At 55.0% G+C, this 19,619-nt stretch carries 14 protein-coding genes; 8 read left to right on the forward strand and 6 right to left on the reverse strand.

Annotation, left to right across the window (positions count from 1 at the left end; genetic code table 11):
- Nucleotides 1-6: 6 nt before the first annotated feature.
- Both HZU72_RS19725 and HZU72_RS19730 read right to left on the reverse strand, forming a co-directional pair.
- Nucleotides 7-672 carry a TVP38/TMEM64 family protein gene (locus HZU72_RS19725; protein ID WP_180095139.1) on the reverse strand — a complete coding sequence of 222 codons (666 nt, stop codon included), beginning with the start codon at nt 670-672 and terminating at the stop codon, nt 7-9.
- Nucleotides 673-1,098 (reverse strand): SRPBCC family protein, encoded by a 426-nt coding sequence (locus tag HZU72_RS19730; RefSeq protein WP_180095141.1) that lies wholly within the window; start codon nt 1,096-1,098, stop codon nt 673-675.
- 221 nt (nt 1,099-1,319) lie between these two features.
- Between HZU72_RS19730 and queC the strand changes: the two genes are divergently transcribed.
- Genes queC through HZU72_RS19750 form a run of 4 tightly spaced genes read left to right on the forward strand, consistent with a single transcriptional unit; the run spans nt 1,320 to nt 3,793 of the window.
- Nucleotides 1,320-2,033: a 7-cyano-7-deazaguanine synthase QueC gene (gene queC / locus HZU72_RS19735; RefSeq protein WP_180095143.1), complete on the forward strand. Its 714-nt coding sequence runs from the start codon at nt 1,320-1,322 to the stop codon at nt 2,031-2,033.
- Entirely contained in the window at nt 2,033-2,689 is a 657-nt protein-coding gene (queE, locus tag HZU72_RS19740; protein ID WP_180095145.1) for a 7-carboxy-7-deazaguanine synthase, read from the forward strand. Before queC ends, queE begins: the two co-directional genes overlap by 1 nt.
- A complete protein-coding gene (locus HZU72_RS19745) occupies nt 2,689-3,543 on the forward strand; it encodes a 6-carboxytetrahydropterin synthase (RefSeq protein WP_180095146.1) in 855 nt (284 codons plus the stop codon). The genes queE and HZU72_RS19745 overlap by 1 nt, the downstream gene beginning before the upstream one ends.
- Nucleotides 3,536-3,793, forward strand: a complete 258-nt coding sequence (locus HZU72_RS19750; protein ID WP_180095148.1) for a YkgJ family cysteine cluster protein — start codon at nt 3,536-3,538, stop codon at nt 3,791-3,793. The genes HZU72_RS19745 and HZU72_RS19750 overlap by 8 nt, the downstream gene beginning before the upstream one ends.
- Nucleotides 3,794-3,816: 23 nt before the next feature.
- Here HZU72_RS19750 and HZU72_RS19755 read toward each other — a convergent pair whose 3' ends face one another.
- The gene (locus tag HZU72_RS19755; RefSeq protein WP_180095150.1) at nt 3,817-7,716 is read right to left on the reverse strand and encodes an ATP-binding protein; all 3,900 of its coding nucleotides are present in this window, start codon (nt 7,714-7,716) and stop codon (nt 3,817-3,819) included.
- A gap of 27 nt (nt 7,717-7,743) precedes the next feature.
- Nucleotides 7,744-8,427, reverse strand: coding sequence for a MiaE family protein (locus HZU72_RS19760; RefSeq protein WP_180095152.1), 684 nt, complete (start codon nt 8,425-8,427; stop codon nt 7,744-7,746).
- Nucleotides 8,428-8,972: 545 nt separating this feature from the next.
- On the opposite strand from HZU72_RS19760, the gene acnB reads away from it, so the two are divergent.
- The 3 genes from acnB (at nt 8,973) to HZU72_RS19775 (ending at nt 14,249) form a co-directional block, all read left to right on the forward strand.
- Nucleotides 8,973-11,576 carry a bifunctional aconitate hydratase 2/2-methylisocitrate dehydratase gene (gene acnB / locus HZU72_RS19765; protein WP_180095154.1) on the forward strand — a complete coding sequence of 868 codons (2,604 nt, stop codon included), beginning with the start codon at nt 8,973-8,975 and terminating at the stop codon, nt 11,574-11,576.
- Between the two features lie 192 nt (nt 11,577-11,768).
- Nucleotides 11,769-12,263, forward strand: coding sequence for a ribonuclease E activity regulator RraA (gene rraA, locus HZU72_RS19770; RefSeq protein ID WP_180095156.1), 495 nt, complete (start codon nt 11,769-11,771; stop codon nt 12,261-12,263).
- Between the two features lie 42 nt (nt 12,264-12,305).
- Nucleotides 12,306-14,249, forward strand: coding sequence for a glycerophosphodiester phosphodiesterase family protein (locus tag HZU72_RS19775; RefSeq protein WP_180095158.1), 1,944 nt, complete (start codon nt 12,306-12,308; stop codon nt 14,247-14,249).
- An 8-nt stretch (nt 14,250-14,257) separates the two neighbouring features.
- On the opposite strand, the gene ggt is transcribed toward HZU72_RS19775, so the two are convergent.
- Both ggt and ppsA read right to left on the reverse strand, forming a co-directional pair.
- Nucleotides 14,258-16,048, reverse strand: a complete 1,791-nt coding sequence (ggt, locus tag HZU72_RS19780; protein WP_180095160.1) for a gamma-glutamyltransferase — start codon at nt 16,046-16,048, stop codon at nt 14,258-14,260.
- Nucleotides 16,049-16,153: 105 nt separating this feature from the next.
- Nucleotides 16,154-18,529 (reverse strand): phosphoenolpyruvate synthase, encoded by a 2,376-nt coding sequence (gene ppsA / locus HZU72_RS19785; RefSeq protein ID WP_180095270.1) that lies wholly within the window; start codon nt 18,527-18,529, stop codon nt 16,154-16,156.
- 256 nt (nt 18,530-18,785) lie between these two features.
- Here ppsA and ppsR point away from each other — a divergent pair, with 256 nt between their 5' ends.
- Nucleotides 18,786-19,619 carry a posphoenolpyruvate synthetase regulatory kinase/phosphorylase PpsR gene (gene ppsR / locus HZU72_RS19790; RefSeq protein ID WP_180095163.1) on the forward strand — a complete coding sequence of 278 codons (834 nt, stop codon included), beginning with the start codon at nt 18,786-18,788 and terminating at the stop codon, nt 19,617-19,619.

Below are 19,619 nucleotides of genomic sequence, written 5' to 3' on the forward strand. Positions count from 1 at the left end.
GCCGACTTAATAAACGTTGCGCGCCGCCTCTACGCGGCGCCTGAACCAAGCTCCAATCAATAACAGTATCGCCAGCGCTATTAATGGCAGCACCACATCGAATGGCAGCACATCCTCCTCAATTGCCTCCAAAGCGCCATAAATCGCACTACTATAAACGCCCCATTTCACCGCCAAACCAAGCGTTGCTGCCAACACATAAGTCTTAAGGGAAATACTGCGCAGACCTGCCGCAAAATTGATAACCGAGTGAGGGAATCCAGGCAATATCCGCAAGGCACACTGGGTCATTAAGTCGCTACGCTGCTCCAGCATCTTCATAACCTTCAACGTCAAACCGCTTGGGTTCCAGTTTTTTCCAGCGCGAGCGGCTATTTGATACGCTCCCAACGCTCCTACTACACTGCTTAGTGTCAGCATCACTGTGGCAATTATCGGTGGGTAAAAGGGTGCAATTAACCACAGCCCAATACTGCCGGGCAATCCAATGGCTAACGTAACAGCCATAATCACCATCACCCCTATAATAACGACAGGATGATGCGATGCCTGGGAAGCCCACTGCTTGACCGCCATCAAATCTGGCGAATACCAAAGCCACACATAAGCCAGCATGGCAAAACATGTAAACCCTAACGCCCAACGCCAAGGATATTTTGGTGGGCTATTCATTCAAACCTGCTTATCATGCAAACGCGCCTCAACGCGTTCAAGAATTTGTCGACTGACTTTGCCGACTAGCGGCTTGGCCGCTTTGTTGACGGCTTTCTCCATTAAGCGGTTGCGAATTTCATAGCTCAACGTTAATGCCACTTCGGTACCTTCTGGCACCTCACGAAGGCGATAACGCCCCTGGTTCTTCACTCCATCCAAGGACTCCCAGGCAAGCACACAAGGCGGCTGGATCTCGGTAACCATGACATCGAACGCCCAGTCCATGCCCACGGCACGGACGTGCCAGCGGTAACGGTTTTCGCCCAGCGTTTCTATTGAGCGAATCAGATCCGAGTAATCGGCAAAATCCTCGACGCGACGCAATAGTTCAAACACTCGTTCGGGCGGAGCGTTAATGATTTCACTATGTTCAATCGTTGCCATTGATTCGCCTCTAACGACATGGATGGATAGCGTAGCATGTTGATATTCATGCTGCCCGCCTACGCACTTTTTTACTTCAATCAGGTACATGATAAGCGCTAGAACTGGCCAGACTAACGACTATTGCGTAAACTGCCGCCCTTCCGGACCGGACCCCGGAACGCCGCGCCAGCTAAACGCTGCTCGCGATTAATAAATTCTCCGACAAAGAGTGTTTTCTCATGTCATCAATACCCCCAGTGGCGGCTGATACAGCCACCACAACCGTCGTTATCTATTCCGGTGGAATGGACTCTTTTACCGTGCTTCATCGCGCGCTGCGAGAAGGGCTTAGCGTACACGCGCTTTCGTTTGACTATGGTCAGCGGCATGCTCGCGAACTCGACACTGCACGCCAAGTGTGCACCTCGCTGGGGCTACCCCATCAAATAGTCGATATTCGCGCCATACACGGCCTGATTGACAATTCGGCGCTCACCAACCCTGACCAGACAATGCCCCAGGGCGACTATGATGGGGACAACCTGCGCGCTACCGTCGTACCCAATCGCAATATGATCTTGCTCTCCCTGGCGATTGCCAAGGCCGTCAACATTGGCGCAGAACGAGTCGACTACGGTGCCCATGGCGGCGACCACATTCTATACCCCGATTGCCGCCCCGAGTTCGTCGAGGCAATGAACCATGTCGCGGGCATCGCCAACTTCGAACCAGTGAAGCTACACGCCCCTTATCTCAAAGTAAGCAAGGCCGACATACTGCGTGAAGGCCTGGCGATGGGATTGGATTACCGCCATACCTGGACCTGCTATGAAGGCCGTGAAATTGCCTGCGGCGTATGCGGCAGCTGCCGCGAGCGGCTGGACGCCTTTGCCGCCAACGGTGTTACCGATCCATTGGCTTACAGCGTAGACAGCGCAGTAGGTCAGCGCTGATGTATCAGGTCAAAGAAGCCTTTTACACCCTCCAGGGGGAAGGTGCCCAAGCGGGCAGAGCGAGCGTTTTCTGTCGTTTCAGTGGCTGCAATCTGTGGTCAGGCCGTGAAATTGATCGGGCGACGGCTAAATGCACCTTTTGCGATACTGACTTTATTGGCACTAACGGTATCAATGGCGGCAAGTTTGCTACTGCTACCGCCCTTGCTGAACACATTGCCGGGCTCTGGCCCAGCCAACTCGGTGACACTCAGTCTCATGCAACGCCCTATGTGGTGTTTACCGGCGGTGAGCCGTTGCTGCAGCTTGACGCAGCGCTGATTGCCACGCTGCATAGCCATGGGTTTGAGGTGGCCGTCGAGACCAATGGTACACTGGCTCCGCCACCAGGTATTGACTGGCTATGTGTCAGCCCTAAGGGTAGCAATCCGCTAGCCATTACCCAAGGCGACGAGTTAAAGCTTGTTTACCCTCAGGTAGACGCTCCCCCGGAGCAGTTTTCAAGCCTAGGGTTTCGCCACTTCTTTCTGCAGCCGATGGATCTTGCCCCTCTCAATCAGGATAAGACCACCGTTGCTGAAGCGACCGCCTACTGCATGGCTAACCCCCAGTGGCGTCTATCGCTACAAATGCACAAATTAGCAGGTTTTGATTAATGTCCCTATTCGTAAACCAACTGACCCATATCGACGTTTCCCTTTGGTGTTCCGAGCGCGGCTTAGTGGGCTGTAGCTGGCAGGTAGACGCGGTGCTGGATGGCGAGCTGGGCGAAGATGGCATGCTGTTCGATTTTGGTGAAGTCAAACCGTGGATCAAACGCACGCTAGACAGCGGCCTCGATCATACTCTGCTAGTACCCACTCAGGCGCCTGGGGTAACGGTGACGGAGTGCCCCGAAGGTGTGTGCGTGCGAACCACTACGCCCTACCGGATGGAAGTGCGCGGCCCCAAAGAGGCGTTTAGCCTGCTGCCATGGCAAGCCATTGAGCTTGACATGGTCGCTGAGCACTTAAGTCAGCAACTGACTGAAGAACGGCCTGAGAATGTCCATCAGGTCACCCTTACGCTTAGCAACGAGACCATCGATGGCGCTGCCTATGGCTACTCGCACGGCCTGAAGCGCCATTTAGGCAACTGCCAGCGTATTGCTCACGGCCACCGTTCGCGGCTACACATCTTTCAGCAAGAGCTGCGTCAACCTAAGCTCGAACAACAGTGGGCCGCATGGCTGGAAAATCGCTACCTGCTTGAAGAGGCGGATATCACCTCACGGGATAACGACTTCCTTACCTGCGGCTATCGCGCCGCCCAAGGTGATTTCTCCATTACGCTGCCACAGTCGCTATGTGCAGTACTCCCCGGCCCCACCACGGTAGAAAATATCGCTGCTTGGCTGGCAAAAGAGGTTGCCACACAAAGCGGCGCAACCACGCGCGTCCAGGCCTTTGAGGGTATCAATAAGGGCGCGATTGCCATATGTTCACCTAGCCCAAGTGTAGGCTATGAGTGAAGGGTGTCGTGCGGGGTGTGGCGCCTGCTGCATCGCGCCCTCCATCAGTTCAGCTATCCCCGGCATGCCTGAGGGCAAACCGGCGGGTGTTCGCTGCGTGCAGTTAGACGAGGATAACCTGTGCCGTTTGTTCGGGGACCCGAGCCGCCCCAGGGTCTGCGAGCGGTTTAACTTTGACATTAGTGTGTGCGGCGAGCACCGGGAAGAGGCGCTCACCACTTTGACGTGGCTGGAGCAGGACACCCGTTAAAGAGCACCCCCTGCTTTAGCTGATCAACCTTCAGCGCCTACTGGCCGAGGCAAACGGCGATCCAACAAGCTGACCCAACGGGTTAGCACCGGCGCATCGCTGTGGCTGACTTTGCTCAATAGCTGCCTAAAACTCTCTTTCGCTTTCTGGTCGTTGGGCTCAATACGCGTCAGCCATAGCTCAAGGGCCGCTAGCTCCTGATGGCGATTGCCGTGCTCGCGGGACTGGTTTATCGCCATCTCAGCCAATGCCTTGACTTCATTGGCGGGGTGTCCAAGCAGATCACGCACTTTGGCCAGTTGGGTGGCTAATTCAGGCAAAAATAGCGTGGTACGCTCACGGGCAATCACCAAGCACTGATCGAGATACTCCTCTGCGGCATTTAACTCGCCTAGTTCAATGCAGGCATCCGAGTACCACAGCACCGGCCGCTGGTAGCGGTCACGACCGTTCAACTCCGCCATCTGATCCAGGCTATCGCGTAACTGAGTCAACCCGGTAGCATCGCCTGCCAGGGCTCGTTGCCAACCGAGAATACACTGGCTGGAAATTTGCCACAGCTGTAAATCGGGCGTTCCGGTCATTGCCGCCGCCCGCTCTGCATGCCGTGCGGCCAAGTGGACGTGGCCTAGCTGGCGATAGAGCGCAGCGGCAAATAGCAGCGCCAACGCCAAAGTACCGGGGTGAGCAATCTTCTCCGCCAGCCGAATCGCCGCCGACACCTGCCGTTCGGCACGCTGATAATCACCACGCAGGCAGAGTGCCCAGCCCTGAAAGCATGCGGCCGAAACTTGCGGATGATCGGAGAACGGCAGCCATTCGATCATCATTTGCGCATTGAGCGGATCGATTTCATCTAAATGGTCGTGAGCCTGCTGAATGCGACCCGCCCAGTACTCACAGTTGGCGCGGGCATAATCGGCCAAACGACGATAGCGAGGGTCTTCAAGGCGTGCAGCGAGATCAGCGAGCGTCGACGCCAGTGCAAAGGCATCGGCATGAGCATAGCGCTGGCTACGCCCCACCCAAAGCCCCCATTTGACTAGGAATATCTGCTCAAGATCTTCTGGATCCTCCAATCTATCGGTACCCGATTCGCGCAGCAGTTCCCTCGCACGCACAAAGCTTTCGTGAGCGGTAGGCGAGCCGTGGCCTTCAAGCGAGAACGCCGCCTGACCGCGCACGGTGAGCAGACTCACTTCACGTTCAATTTCATGCTCGACGTGGCGCAAGCTCGCTAAACCGAAATCGGCCATGCGTAGCGCCGTTCGGTTGGCGCTCACCTTGAGCGCTTCCCGGGCAGCCAATTCGAAATAGCGCGCACCACGTGCATAATGACCGCTCCGGCGCAGGTGAGTGGCAAAATCGCCGGGGTGACGACTAATCCATACAGGGAAGCGCTCCTCTATTAGAGTCACTACCTGTTGGTGCAGCTTGACCCGCACATCCCGCGGGCAAGAAAGGTAGGCAGCTTCTTGCAGCAACTGGTGGCTAAACTGGTATTCGTGCTCGCCGCTCTCTTTATCGACCGGCTCGACAATCTCCAGCGTCCGCATATGTTCGAGCGCTTGGTTAAGTCGCCCTTTTTCCCAGCCGCTACACTCCAATAGGAAATCCAACCGGAAGCGCTTACCCAGCACTGCCGCTACGTGGGCAATTTCGCGGTCACCCTCAAGCTGATCAATACGGCTTGCCAGCAGTCCTAACAACCCTTTGGGTAGCTCATCGAACTGGACGCTACGCCCTTCGCGACGATCCATATCCAGTCGCCGGCAAATTTCCTGCATATAGAGTGGCACGCCATCGCAGCGCTCAATAATCTGGTTACGTAGCCGCGGGCTCAAATGAATGCGGTAGCGCCGTGACAGCTGTGACAATAGCCGTGAAGACTGCTGCGGATCCAGATTCCCCAAACTAATCTGCTGATCCCAATGCAGCTTCACCGGCAGCAGTTCTCGTCCGTGGTGGCTAGCCACCAACATAAAGGCAGTATTAATAGGTAAACGTGCCTGCAACCCAGCGAGCACTTTAAACGAAGGCTCATCAAGCCACTGTAAATCATCGACCATTAGCACCAGGGTATGAGTGGTCGCCTGGCGCTCGATTAAGCGGTGCAGCAACATCACCACCAATTCGACGGCTTCACCGCTTTGGGCAAGCTGGGTGACCTCCTGAACTTCGTGCACCCCAAGCGCCTCTTCCAACAGGTGCTGACGCTCGGGCGTAAGCTGGTCAAACTCAAGCGTTGACTGTAGCTCGTGAATCGCCTCGACAGTCAGCGATTGTTTGAGATACCAGCCCACCAGAGTCCGGGCAACGCCGTAGGGATCTAGCACAGACAGCCGCGTGGTGGGCTGCCAGCAAATTGCCGCATCGCGACTAAGCTCTAACTGACGGAAACCGACCATCAGCGCCGATTTGCCCATGCCAGATGCCCCACGAACTAACACGCTTTGACGCAAACCTATACCTGCCCGCGCCAACGCATCGCGCAGCGTACGCAGCGAGGTTTCACGCCCGACCAGGCTAGGCGGCAGCGCATCGCGACCGCCCTCGTTTAAGCCCAGCACTAAAGCGCGCAGTCGAACGCGACCGTCGCTAGCCACCAAACGCGATACCAAGCGTGGCTGTAGATCAAGCGCGGGCGGCATGTGCTGGCTGGCTTCTTGCGAGATCACCAGCTCACTGCCTTCAGCTGCGCTCATTAGCTCCAGCGAGGTTTGGGTGACTTGCCCCAGCGGATCCGCCAATTGCCGCTCGGGCAGGTAAACAACCTGCCCACTGTGCAAACCAGCGGCCAACTCAAATTGCGGCACTTCGCCTTCGCCAGACCAGTGGCGAGCACTCTCCTGGGGAAGCGCCTGACGGCAATGCTCATAGAGCGCCACTAACTCAGCCAGTTGGTGAGCAGGCCCATGGGTGCCGAAACACGCCAATCCCAAGCCTCCAGTGGCGCCAGGCAACCAGAAGCCGCCCAAGTGATGGCACTGCTGCTCTAGCCAACGCAGTAGCTCTAACTGCAGAGTGAGGCAGTGTCGGGTCGCGGCTCGGTCTTGCCACTCCCCTTTTAGGCGCAGCCGGATAGCCATCACGGAAAGCTGGCGCAGCTCAATCTCATCTTCACGCAGAGGTTTACTGTCTGCCGCCAGCGCGCGGGAAAACGCGCCTTGAGGACTCATCATGCGCGGGTCGTGGTGACCGTCAGACCAGTAGCTTGCCAGCTGTAAGAAGCTAGGTTCAGGCTGCTGGCCTGACAACGCCAGTAGCTGCAAGTAGCTATTATACTGCTCGTGCGCGGCGGCCATTTGATTCTGTTCGGCCAGTTGGCGAACCAAGCGCTCATGAAACGGGCCATAGCCGGAAAAGCGACTCACCAGTGTTTCCAGGATCAAATCAGGCACATCGGTATGGGCTTCGAGTACTTGTTCAGCAAAACGAATGACGCGCTGACGCCACTCATTCCGCACCTGGACTAACCAGCGCTGAAACTCACTACAGGTGGCCAATTGAAGCTCTTCAATCAGGTCACCTTGGTAACAGGTCATCAGTGCTTCCAGGGTATCCAAGTCGCGCGGCCCTTCAAGCAGTTGCTGCAGTGTATGCAGATCGACTTTCCAATTGGCCGGGAGCTGGAAGGCAATCGTTTGCCGGGAGACGCTTAATACTTGGTCGGCGCTCTCTCCCAACGATTGGCGTAAGCAGTGCAGCGCGTGACGCAGGTTAGTTCTTCCTGAGGATAACCCTTGGTCAGGCCAGAGCAGTTCGGCCAGCGCGGCGCGGTTAACCGGCTGACGGTGCAGCAGCAAATAAACAAGCAGCGCCTTCACTTTGTCGTAGCTAAAGTGGGTTAATACGTCTTCGCCCTGGGTAAGCGAAAAGTGACCAAAGAGAGTTAACTGGTCTGTCTCACGAGCATCGCGCATGATAAACATCCTGCCGGGCTAAGCGGGTTAAGCTGGCACACCGCTATGGAAACGAAAAGCCGTATCGGGCGTAGTAATCAGCTCCGCTTCACGCGCTACAAAAAAAGCGATCCGCTCATCAATAGAGCCCGATGTCTGCTGGCGAGCCAGTAATAGGTAGTCCTCAAAGTGACGACCTTCTGACTTCACCAGGGTGCGATAAAACTTGGCGAGCTCTTCGTCTAAATACGGAATCAAGCCAGCAAATCGTTCGCAGCTACGCGCTTCGATAAGAGCGCCAATGATGAGCACATCAATTAACCGTTCGGGATCATTGCTGCGCAGGTGTCGCCTAAGGCCTTCCGCGTAGCGTGAAGCGGTCAAGTGCTGGTAGGTCACCCCACGCGCCTCCATGAGCGCAACCACTTGCTCGAAATGCAGCAACTCTTCGCGAGCCAATTGCGACATTTTGCTTAGCAGAAGTGGCTGATCGACGTAGCGATAGAGCAAACTCATGGCGGTGGAAGCGGCTTTTTTTTCACACTGAGCGTGGTCGACCAACAGCGTTTCAGGATTCTCTAACGCCCATTCCAGCCACGCATCGGGCGTTGCACAGGCCAAAAACTGGTGCAAACTTTCCGGCAGCTGATCATCCGCTTTCACCGCATGATCAGCCGTTTGTAAGGCATTCTTTTGTTTAGAGGGCGGAAGTGTACCGGGTTGTATCAACATAACACCATTACCGAGCTTATATCTCACTATTGTACAACATATAAGCGCCCAAGGCGCTTACAGTTCCCTGTTGAATTGCGTTCTTCATACCCTGAATCGCTTATTACTAATGTAGTTGCGCGCTTAAAAATGCTCCACACACTTTTAATCAGCTCGCTTACGTAAGTACCACAGTAGTTAGATAGCGCTCAGGTTATAAAGTGGGGACTATGGTAACGCGCTGTAACGACAATCACACCTGCACAACCTGTGGTTAGCCCGTAAATGGGGAAAACTTTCCTGCTTTTACGCCAATAGGCTAATAAAAAGCGTTTTTTTGATCCGTTTAGATCAAGGTATCAACATAAAGTACAAGAGCGGTCTTTGCTTGCCAGCTTAACATTGTCGACAGTTTGCCGTAGAATCTCAGCCATCCAACCACACGCTGTTTGTCGAGCGTATGTCATATGTGATCGGCCCCACTCTACACCACTGCGCGGCCACCACCGTGCACCGTGCAGGCCATCACCATAAAGTAAATGAAACGTGAATGAGAGGGCCCCAACGTGCTTGAAGCTTACCGCCAACATGTCGAGGAACGTGCAGCTGAGGGCGTCCCGCCCAAACCCCTAAACGCCGAACAAGTAGCTTCACTGGTTGAGCTACTGAAGACGCCACCGGCCGGTGAAGAGGAGTTTATCCTCGACTTAATCACCAACCGCGTTCCGCCGGGCGTTGACGAGGCAGCTTATGTAAAAGCAGGCTTTCTCACCGCCATTGCGAAAGGTCAAGCAAGCTCTCCGCTGATCGACAAGATTCACGCCGTCAAGCTACTGGGTACCATGCAGGGTGGCTATAACATAGTTTCAATGGTAGAACTACTCGATAACGAGGAGCTTGCCCGCGAAGCAGGCGAGCAGCTCAAGCACACACTGTTGATGTTCGACGCCTTCCATGATGTGGAAAGCCGCGCCAAGAACGGCAACAGCGTCGCTAAAGAGGTTATTCAGTCCTGGGCAGACGCCGAGTGGTTCCTGTCTAAGTCGGCACTAGCTGAAAAAATCACCTTGAGCGTGTTTAAAGTCCCGGGCGAAACCAATACCGATGACCTGTCTCCCGCGCCGGATGCCTGGTCACGCCCGGATATTCCGCTCCATGCCAACGCCATGCTCAAAAACGAGCGCGACGGCATTGAGCCAGTGGTTCCAGGTACCACTGGCCCGCTCAAACAGATCGAAGACGTTAAAGCCAAAGGCTTTCCGGTCGTTTATGTAGGCGACGTGGTCGGCACCGGTTCATCGCGTAAGTCAGCCACTAACTCGGTACTGTGGTTCTTCGGCGACGACATCCCCTACGCACCCAATAAGCGCGCTGGAGGTTTCTGCTTTGGTAGCAAAATCGCGCCTATCTTCTTTAACACCATGGAAGATTCGGGCGCCTTGCCGGTTGAAATGGACGTCACCAACCTGAACATGGGCGATGTCATCGATGTTTACCCCTACGCAGGTAAAGTGTGCAAACACGATAGCGATGACGTTATCACCACCTTCGAGCTTAAAACGCAGCTGATTCTGGATGAAGTACGCGCTGGCGGCCGTATTCCCCTGATCATTGGCCGTGGTTTGACTGGTAAGGCACGTGAGTCGCTAGGCCTTCCCACCTCTGAAGTTTTCCGCCTACCCGATCAGCCTAAAGATACCGCTAAAGGCTTCACTTTAGCGCAGAAAATGGTCGGTAAAGCGTGTGGTCTGGAGGGCGTTCGCCCCGGCATGTACTGCGAGCCCAAGATGACCACCGTTGGCTCACAAGACACCACCGGCCCGATGACCCGTGATGAGCTGAAAGACCTTGCCTGCTTGGGCTTCCAAGCCGACCTGGTCATGCAGTCGTTCTGCCACACCGCGGCTTACCCGAAGCCCGTAGATGTGGACACTCACCACACCCTACCCGACTTCATTATGAACCGTGGCGGCGTTTCGCTGCGCCCCGGTGACGGCATCATTCACAGCTGGCTCAACCGCATGCTGCTGCCTGATACCGTGGGTACCGGCGGTGACTCGCACACCCGTTTCCCGCTTGGCATCTCATTCCCGGCCGGTTCAGGCCTGGTAGCGTTTGCCGCTGCCACCGGCGTTATGCCGCTGGACATGCCGGAGTCGGTACTGGTTCGCTTCAAGGGCAAGCGCCAGCCTGGCGTTACGCTACGCGATTTGGTTCACGCTATTCCGCTCTACGCCATCAAGCAAGGCTTGCTGACCGTTGATAAATCCAACAAGAAAAACGCCTTCTCTGGGCGGGTGTTGGAAATTGAAGGTCTGGAAGATCTGACCGTAGAGCAAGCCTTCGAGCTTTCTGATGCGTCCGCCGAGCGCTCTGCCGCTGGCTGTACCATTACCCTGTCAGAAGAGAGCGTTACTGAGTACCTCAAGTCCAACATCACCCTGTTGAAGTGGATGATGGGCAACGGTTACGGCGACGAGCGCACCATCAGCCGTCGCATTGAAGGCATGGAAGCATGGCTGGCCAACCCCAGCTTGATGCGTGCCGACCAGGATGCCGAGTACACTGAAGTTATCGAAATTGATCTGGCTGAAATTAAAGAACCAGTTCTCTGTGCGCCGAATGACCCGGACGATGCGCGCCTACTATCTGAAGTCGCGGGCCAGAAAATCGACGAAGTCTTTATCGGTTCATGCATGACCAACATCGGCCACTTTCGGGCCGCTGGCAAACTGCTTGAAAAGCAGCCTGCCGGTAGTTTAAAAACCCGGCTGTGGCTGGCACCACCGACGAAAATGGATCAGCATCAGCTGACCGAAGAGGGCTACTACGGTATTTACGGCCGTGCTGGTGCCCGCATGGAAATGCCGGGTTGTTCATTGTGTATGGGTAACCAGGCCCGCGTTGCCGCTAAGAGCACCGTGGTGTCTACGTCTACACGTAACTTCCCGAACCGTTTGGGTGACGGTGCCAATGTGTACCTCGCCTCTGCGGAACTGGCGGCCGTTGCCGCAGTAGAAGGACGCCTACCCAGCGTTGAAGAGTATCAACGCTATATGAGTGAGTTTGACGCTATGGCGGGCGAGATTTATCGTTATATGAACTTTCACGAGATTGAGGAGTATCAAAAGATAGCCTCAAACGTGATTCCGGTCGCTCAAGAAGCCTAACGCTTGTTAAGTACTTGAGATAGACCGCCCCATCGCCGATGCTCGCACCATCGCAGAAAATGTAACCTGTTGCATTTTCTGAGTCGATGACCGAACGTCCCGCCACTGTTTTACAGGGCGGGGCGTTTTTTTATGCTCTACCTTTCAAAACTGATCGGTAATCCAACAGTGTTTACCCTATAGGAGCTTGTGATGACGAATTCGATTGATATAGTGACGCCCGATCTCTGCGATGCGCACCCAGAGATTGCGGTGCTTGACCCGCTGTTTGCCAATTTTGGCGGGCTTGAAGCTTTCTATGGCCCTATTCGTACAATCAAATGCTTTGAAGATAACTCCATGGTAAAACAGGCCGTTACCGAGCCGGGTAACGGCGCGGTGCTGGTGGTGGATGCGGGTGGTTCGCACCGCTGCGCCATGCTGGGGGATATGCTCGCCGAGCAGGCCGTCGCCAATGGCTGGGCGGGGGTCGTTATGTACGGCTGCGTGCGCGATGTGGATATACTCGCCGCCCTGCCGATTGGCGTTCAGGCGCTAGGCAGCCATCCGCGCAAAAGCGAAAAACGCGGCGAAGGACAGCGCGATATTGACGTCACCTTTGCCGGTGTTACTCTTCAGCCCGGCCAGTGGCTGTATGCAGATAACAACGGCATTATTGTTGCCGAGCAAGAGCTGCCACTTTCCTAACAACGACCTCCGAAGTCATTAAATTTGTCTTAAAAGAGCCCCTTGCCAGGTGTGGCGGTTACTGCCACCCTGGTGGCTCATTCTTACCGTTTAATGACGATGCAGCCTTTGACCTACCTTGGCTCTGCCTTACTACGCACGTTGCGCGATCATCTTCGCCCACTGATCGCTTATCACCTGTTCTTCACCCTGCTTGCCTCAGCCTTGCTGCTGCCTGCGATCACCTGGATGACACGCTGGCTGCTTGCCCAACTCAACCGTACTGTAGTCACCAACGATGAGTTGATCGCGCTACTGTTTAGCCCGCTAGGTTTGGTAGGCATGTTGGTAGGGCTTGGGTTCGCTTTTTTGATTATTTACTGGCAGCAGGCTGGCATGCTGCAGGTCGCCGTCAGGCCCCGTGATAACCACTATCGGCTGGCCCTGGAAGCGCTCTGGCTAAGCACCCGTCGGCTACCTGCCCTGGCGGGTCTTGTCATACTCCAGGTAGGCACCCACTTACTACTGCTCGCGCCCTTTATGGCTGGGCTCGCGTGGCTTTACGATGTCTGGCTGAGTGGTATAGACCCTTACTATCTTCAGCGCGTGCGTCCCCCTGCACTGTGGTATTTCATAGCGTGCGCGCTGCCGCTGATTATTGCCTGGGTATGGGCAGCGTCATGGCTCTATCTGCGCTGGCTATTGGCGCTCCCCCTCGTTGCGTTGGAAAGCTGTAACCCCTGGCAGGCACTTAAACGAAGCGTTAGCTTAACCCGCGGCTGGCGCCGGTCCATTGGCGCTGCGGTACTTCTGCTATTGGTCGTCATTGTTAGCCTGCCGCTACTGGTGACACTGCTCTTTGACCGCCTATTCACGCCACTTCTGTGGTGGCTGCCTGAGCATAATGCCGTGCTCATCCCAGCCATGCTGGCCTACTTACTCGGCTATGTGCTGATCACCCTAGCCATTACCTTCATCGGTATTGCCACCAATGCGCTGCTTTCCGCCTGCCTCTATATGCAGCTGGCCCACCGAGAAGCTCGCCCCGCACCGCCACCTGAGGATATTAATGCAGGCAAACTGGCCTGGGCGGTAGAGCTTAGCGTACTCATCTTTGCCGGCCTTCAAGCATGGTGGATACTCAATAGCTTTGAGATACGTGACAACGTCGCGGTGATTGCCCACCGTGGAAGCTCCATGGTGGCACCCGAAAATACCCTTGCCGCGCTAGAGCAGTCACTGCTTGATGGCGCCGACTATATCGAAATAGACGTACGTTTGAGCCGTGACCAACAGGTTATGCTTTACCACGATCGCAGCATGGCGCGGCTAACTGGCGACAACCGTGAGTTTGGCGAGCTAACCAGAGAACAACTCAGCCAATTCGATGTAGGAAGCTGGTTTGGTGATGCTTATCAAGGTGAGAACATTCCAGGCTTGGATGAAGCGCTACAAAGAGTGCGCGGAAAAGCCGGCTTAATGATCGACATCAAGCCTCTGCCGGGGCAAGAACAGGCGTTAGCCGATGCCGTTATCGAGGCTTTGAATGCAGAGAGTGACGTGCGCTATCGCTGCTGGGCGACCCAACAAAGCGCCTTCGACGGCTATACAGCGTGCGGTTTTCCCAATGCGCTAATGGATATGCGCATGGCTACCATGTCACCATCATTACTAAAATATTTGGATCAGCGGGCGCCAGCACTGCGCGTTACTTTATTGGCTCAGCTTATTCTGCCCGGCACGCTAAACCGGCGTGACTTTGATGCCCTTGGGCTACGCCATAATCGCATCACGGAAGGGGAAATTCGCTTAGCGCGACTATATGGTTACGAAATACACGCCTGGACCGTCAATGACCGAGCTCGCATGTCAACACTGATTGATCTGGGGGTCGATGCGATTATCACCGACTACCCAGATCGTTTAACCGAGCTTATTCAAGTCCGCCGCGACTTAAGCGACGGTGCGCTAATGCTAGTGAAGCTGCGCAACTGGCTTCGCCAATAGAGGTTGGTCTAATCGCCCATTACCACCCCTTCGCGCCGAGGGTCAGCGCCACCAAACAGAGTGCCATCTTCAAGGCGCATAATGGCCTGAAGGCCGCTGGTTAGCTCCCGCTCGCTGACCGTATGACCACGCTCACGCAGTGATTCGATGGTTGCCTCAGGAAAACGCCCCTCTTCCACATAAACATCCCCACCCAAAGTAATAGCATGGGGAAGGTTGAGCGCCTCTTGAGCGCTTAACCCCCAGTCGCGCAGTGCGACTAATGTGCGGGCGGTGTAATGAATAATGGCGGCGCCACCTGGTGAGCCCAAGCTGGCTACTAGCTCGCCAGTTTCTTGATCAAATACCAGGGTCGGGCTCATGCTGGAGCGAGGACGCTTACCGGGCTCTACCCGGTTAGCTACGGGCTCGCCATCCACTTCAGGTGTAAATGAAAAATCGGTGAGCTCGTTATTGAGCAGGAAACCACCCGCTAAGCCCGTGCCACCATCGGACATAATCCGCGAACCAAACGCCTGCTCAATGGTGGTGGTTATAGCCACTGCGTTGCCCTCCTCATCGACAATACTGATATGGCTAGTACCGTACTCGGGCTGTTCGGGCTGGCTAGCCCAGCTCACGTCAAGCTCTCCTGGGTTACCCGGTTCAGCGCTGTCGCCCATGCTCATATCTTCGATAAGTGCACTGCGCTGCTCCAAGTATTCCGGGGCTAGCATCAGTGACCAGTCGCCTCCCGGCGCCTCGACAAAGTCAGGATCGGCGATGTAACGGCCACGGTCCGCAAAGGCCAGGCGTGAGGCTTCCAAGAATTGATGCAGCCATCCACTGCTTGCAGCACCACTGTCTAACGGGGCTTCAAGCAGTGGCTGCTGATCAAGCATGCCTAAAATCTGCATCACGGTCAGATGACCCGATGAGGGTGGTGGGAAACCGCATACTTCCCACTGTTGCCAAGGCGTACACAGCGGCTTACGAGTAAGCGCTTCATAGCCGTTCATGTCCTCAATCGTCAAACCACCAGGGCGCTCAGGGTGGTTCTGAACGCGCTCAACGATGTCTTGTGCCACGGCTCCTTCGTGCAAGGCGGCGCTGCCTTGCTCAGCGACGCGGCGAAGAACGGCTGCCAAGGCTGGGTTTTTGAGCGTTTCACCAACCGCAATTGGCTGACCTTCTGAATCATAATAAAACTGGCTCGCTAGCGGGTCTTGGCGTAGGAACTCATCACCAGCCAAGCTGGTATGCAACCGATTGCTAACCTCAAAGCCCTCCTCGGCCAAAGTGATTGCCGGGATAAACAGCTCTTCCCAGGCCAGCTCACCGTGCTCAGCGTGGGCTTTCTCAAGCATACGCAGCGTGCCTGGCACTCCCACTGAGAGGCCGCTAACCACTGCTTCATTAAACGCCAGTGGCTCGCCATCCTGCATAAACAGCTCACCATTAACGCCTTGGGGAGCGGTTTCACGACCATCGTAGGCACGCACTTCATCGCCATCGAAGTGCATCAAAAAAGCACCGCCACCAATACCACTGGATTGAGGCTCAACCAGGTTCAACACCATCTGCACCGCAATGGCCGCATCAATGGCGTTACCACCGGCTTTAAGTACTTGGTAACCGGCATCGGTGGCGAGCGGGTTAGCTGCAGCCACCGCAAACGACTCAGCTTCCCAGCCGGGCTTCTCTTCATAGCCCGATTCGCTCTCAGGAGAAATGGAGGGTGTCTCATAGCTAAACCCCCAGCTATATAACGGCGCTACCAGCAGAACAGGTAGCGCAAACTTAACTGATTTTGGTGACATCTCAGCGCTCTCCGCGACAAATAAAAACCACTCCAAAAGGGTAGCCTATAAAAACAACAACGCCCGGCACAATGGCCGGGCATAAATTAGTTAAAATAAATGTAACTACTCGATTTTCTGCCCTGCCAGCATAAACCATGTTTCCAGCACCGCATCAGGGTTGAGTGATACAGAATCGATACCCTGCTCCATCAACCATTTAGCCAGATCGGGATGGTCTGACGGTCCCTGCCCGCAGATACCGACATATTTACCCTTCGCCTTACAGGCTTGAATGGACATGGCCAGGAGCTTTTTAACCGCCCCATTACGCTCGTCAAACAGATGCGCCACGATGCCGGAATCACGATCCAAACCTAACGTTAACTGGGTCAGGTCGTTTGAGCCAATCGAGAAACCATCAAAATACTCAAGGAACTCATCGGCCAGCAGTGCGTTCGCTGGAAGCTCGCACATCATAATCACTTTAAGCCCTGTGGGGCCGCCACGTTCGAGGCCATTAGCCGCCAATAGCTCTACCACCTCACGTGCTTCGTCGGTGGTACGCACAAAGGGCACCATGATTTCGACATTCTCGAACCCCATCTCTTCACGCACTCGCTTGAGCGCTCGGCACTCGAGTTCAAAACAGGGCCTGAACGCCTCTGAAATGTAGCGCGATGCGCCCCGGAAACCGAGCATGGGGTTCTCTTCACCCGGCTCATAGAGTTTGCCGCCAATCAGGTTTTCGTATTCGTTGGATTTAAAGTCGGACAGCCGCACGATAACGCGCTGGGGATGGAACGCTGCCGCTAGCGTGGAGATACCTTCAACTAGTTTATCGACATAGAAGCTGACCGGGTCGGTGTAACCCGCAGTACGTAAATCGATCACCTGCTGTAAATCAACCGGCAGCGTGTCGTACTCCAACAGCGCTTTAGGGTGGACGCCGATCATGCGGTTAATGATAAATTCCAAACGCGCTAAACCCACGCCTGCGTGAGGCAGACTGGCAAAACCAAAGGCGCGATCAGGGTTGCCCACATTCATCATAATTTTAAAGGGTATTTCCGGCATCGCATCGACGCTGGAGACTTTGCAGTCAAACTCCAACAAACCTTCATACACATTGCCGGTGTCGCCTTCCGCACAAGAAACCGTGACGTCGATACCCTCTTTTAACTGGGTAGTCGCATCACCACAGCCAACGACAGCGGGAATACCCAACTCACGGGCGATAATCGCCGCATGACAGGTACGCCCACCGCGATTGGTGACGATCGCAGAAGCACGTTTCATGATCGGCTCCCAATCCGGGTCGGTCATATCGGTGACCAGGATATCGCCATCATGGATCTTGTCCATGTCATCAGGGCTTAGCACGACCTTGACGGTGCCCCGGCCTATGCGTTGACCAATCGCTCGGCCGGTTATTAGCATACGGCCCATTTCACGTAGCTGGAAGCGCTCGAGTTTGCCACCCTCTTGCTGGGAGACCACCGTTTCAGGACGCGCCTGGACGATGTAAAGTTGACCATCATCGCCATCCAACGCCCACTCTATATCCATGGGCCGCTGGTAGTGCTGCTCGATAGTCATCGCCTGACAGGCTAGATCCATCACTTGCTGATCGTTGATACAGAAGCGACTGCGGTCGTTATGGGGCACATCGACGGTTTCAACCGATTTACCGGCACTGGCATCCTGCCCATAAACCATCTTGATCAGCTTGGAACCTAAATTACGGCGCAGCACCGCCGGGCGGCCCGCCGCCAGGGTCGGCTTGTGCACATAGAACTCGTCGGGATTGACTGCACCCTGCACCACGGTTTCGCCCAAGCCCCAGGAGCCAGTGACAAAAACGGCGTCTTTAAAGCCGGATTCGGTGTCTAGGGTGAACATAACGCCTGCCGCACCGGTCTCTGAGCGCACCATTTTCTGTACGCCTGCCGACAAGGCGACATTTTCGTGGGCGTAACCGCGGTGCACTCGGTAGGAGATCGCACGATCGTTAAACAGCGAAGCAAAAACCTCGTGCACTGCACGCTTGATATTGTCGAAGCCTTCGATATTCAGGAAGGTTTCCTGCTGACCCGCAAAGGAGGCATCGGGTAAGTCTTCGGCGGTAGCTGAGCTGCGTACGGCTACTTTCAGTTGCGGATGCTGTTGCTGCAGCTGGCCGTAGGCATCGCGCAAGGCCGCTTCAAAGGTAGGTGGTAGCGGCGTATCGATGATCCATTGGCGTATATTGCGACCCGCCTCAGCCAGCGCTTTAACGTCATCGACGTCCAGACGAGCCAGAGTGGCATTAATGCGCTCGTTTAATCCTTCGTGGGAGAGAAATTCACGATAAGCGTGGGCGGTGGTAGCAAAACCGCCAGGAACCGTCACGCCAGCACCAGACAGGTTAGAAATCATTTCACCCAGCGAGGCGTTTTTACCACCTACGCGTTCGACGTCCGCCATACCCAGCTGATCGAACCACAGAATGTACTCTTCCACGTAACCCCCTCGCTCATAGATATCTGCATGACCTTGACGATCATGGATAATTGATTGAGACACCCTAGCACCGCGCCAATATATTCGCCATTGGTCTAATAGCGAAGAGAGTGGAGGATTTTTACAACAGCAGAGCTTTTTAGGCTATTTATGTAGTCAGATACATTTGAGCCCGCCAAAACACCCAATGCTGACACGTTGTGCTGGCAAACGGCTCGGCACACAATAGACGCATCACTCATCAGTGGATTTCGTTATGAAACGTACGGCTTTTTTTATTTCAGATGGAACGGGGATCACGGCAGAGAGTTTAGGGCGTAGCTTGCTGGCCCAGTTCAGCGATGTTGAGATCGATATGCAGACCAAGCCCTATATCGATACGTTGGAAAAAGCGCAGGCGTTAGCAGCGATTATTGAGTCGACAGCCAACCGGGATGGTCATCGCCCCATTATCATTGACACTATTGTGGATCAACAAATACGCGACGTTATTCGTAAGGCGTCCGGCTTTAAGGTCGATATTTTTTCAACCTTTCTGGAGCCCTTGGAGCAAGAACTAGAGACCCACTCCTCCTACAGCGTTGGGCGCACTCACTCGATAGGCAGCGATGATGTCTATATGGATCGTATCCACTCCGTCCACTTCGCGCTGGATAATGATGACGGTGCACGCACCCACCAATACGATAAAGCGGATATCATTCTGGTTGGCGTCTCGCGCTGCGGCAAAACACCTACCTCGCTTTATCTGGCGCTGCAGTTTGGCATTCGGGCGGCTAACTATCCGCTGACGGAAGACGATTTAGACGAAGATGGCATTCTGAAGCTACCCAAAGCGCTCGCGCCCCATCGGCAAAAGCTGTTTGGGTTAACCATCGATGCGCGACGCTTGTCGGCGATTCGCAACGAGAGACGCCCCAATAGCCGCTATAGCTCGATGGATCAGTGCCTACAAGAAGTGGAACAGGCCGAGTCGCTCTACCGCACCATGCACATTCCCTTCATCGATGCGACGCGCTTCTCGGTGGAGGAGATTTCGACGCGGATGATTGCCGAAACTGGCTTAGCGAGGCGTTTCTCGCCCCGCTAA

The organism is Vreelandella sedimenti, assembly GCF_013416325.1.
GTDB lineage: Bacteria > Pseudomonadota > Gammaproteobacteria > Pseudomonadales > Halomonadaceae > Vreelandella > Vreelandella sedimenti.

What these genes read in the sequence shown, in the direction of transcription:
- HZU72_RS19725 (WP_180095139.1), bottom strand. Translation starts at nt 672, where the DNA reads ATGAATAGCCCACCAAAATATCCTTGGCGTTGGGCGTTAGGGTTTACA.
- HZU72_RS19730 (WP_180095141.1), bottom strand. Translation starts at nt 1,098, where the DNA reads ATGGCAACGATTGAACATAGTGAAATCATTAACGCTCCGCCCGAACGA.
- queC (WP_180095143.1), top strand. Translation starts at nt 1,320, where the DNA reads ATGTCATCAATACCCCCAGTGGCGGCTGATACAGCCACCACAACCGTC.
- queE (WP_180095145.1), top strand. Translation starts at nt 2,033, where the DNA reads ATGTATCAGGTCAAAGAAGCCTTTTACACCCTCCAGGGGGAAGGTGCC.
- HZU72_RS19745 (WP_180095146.1), top strand. Translation starts at nt 2,689, where the DNA reads ATGTCCCTATTCGTAAACCAACTGACCCATATCGACGTTTCCCTTTGG.
- HZU72_RS19750 (WP_180095148.1), top strand. Translation starts at nt 3,536, where the DNA reads ATGAGTGAAGGGTGTCGTGCGGGGTGTGGCGCCTGCTGCATCGCGCCC.
- HZU72_RS19755 (WP_180095150.1), bottom strand. Translation starts at nt 7,716, where the DNA reads ATGCGCGATGCTCGTGAGACAGACCAGTTAACTCTCTTTGGTCACTTT.
- HZU72_RS19760 (WP_180095152.1), bottom strand. Translation starts at nt 8,427, where the DNA reads ATGTTGATACAACCCGGTACACTTCCGCCCTCTAAACAAAAGAATGCC.
- rraA (WP_180095156.1), top strand. Translation starts at nt 11,769, where the DNA reads ATGACGAATTCGATTGATATAGTGACGCCCGATCTCTGCGATGCGCAC.
- ggt (WP_180095160.1), bottom strand. Translation starts at nt 16,048, where the DNA reads ATGTCACCAAAATCAGTTAAGTTTGCGCTACCTGTTCTGCTGGTAGCG.
- ppsR (WP_180095163.1), top strand. Translation starts at nt 18,786, where the DNA reads ATGAAACGTACGGCTTTTTTTATTTCAGATGGAACGGGGATCACGGCA.